General features: G+C 70.9%; 1 protein-coding gene. It reads right to left on the bottom strand.

Features of this window, described 5'->3' with window-relative positions; all coding sequences use genetic code 11:
* Nucleotides 1-104: 104 nt before the first annotated feature.
* A partial coding sequence (locus tag ACFW2E_RS03635) for an AbfB domain-containing protein (RefSeq protein WP_384460768.1) occupies nucleotides 105-659 on the bottom strand: 555 nt, incomplete at its 5' end.

Here is a 659-nt window from a genome sequence, read left to right on the forward strand (position 1 = left end):
CGCGCCCGCGCGGCGCGGGGCCGTGCTCACAAAGCCAAGACACCCACCCCCCAACACCACCCCGGGCCCCCCCCCCCCCCCCCCCCCGTCTCTCGTTCTCGTGCTCAGGCAAGCCCGTCGACCAGCCGGAACGCGGAGTCCGCCCGGTACAGGTCGCTGTACTGGTACTGGTCCAGCCTGAGCTGGAAGTTCTGATGGCGCAGGAAGCGTCCCGGGTAGTTCACCGACTCCAGCATGACCGCTCCGGAGTAGGAGGAGGCGCGCGGGCAGAAGGTCGCGTCCTGCCCGAACAGGGCCGAACCGTCGTCGCGTTCGGCGCGCAGCACGAAGTCGCGATGGCGCAGATAGCCGCCGTCGGCCGTGACGAAGGAATAGCAGGACGCGTCGGCCAGGCCGTCGACGAGCCTGAACGTCGCGTCGCGGCGGGCCGGGGCGGAGCCGATCGGGTCGAGCTTCACGAAGCCGCCGCTCAGGTGCCAGTACCGGTCCGGGTAGTTGACCGAGCGGAGCGACCTCCAGGCGGAGGACTTCTCCGGGCCGGACGAACCGCCGTGCCCCGGCGCGGAGCAGTGGTTCGTCCCGGAGACGGTCACCGGCCTCGCGGCGCTGTACGGCTCGATGCTGCCGTTCGAGATCTCCGTGAACGGCAAGGCGATCAG

This window comes from Streptomyces sp. NPDC058964 (assembly GCF_042741275.1).
Taxonomy (GTDB): Bacteria; Actinomycetota; Actinomycetes; order Streptomycetales; family Streptomycetaceae; genus Streptomyces.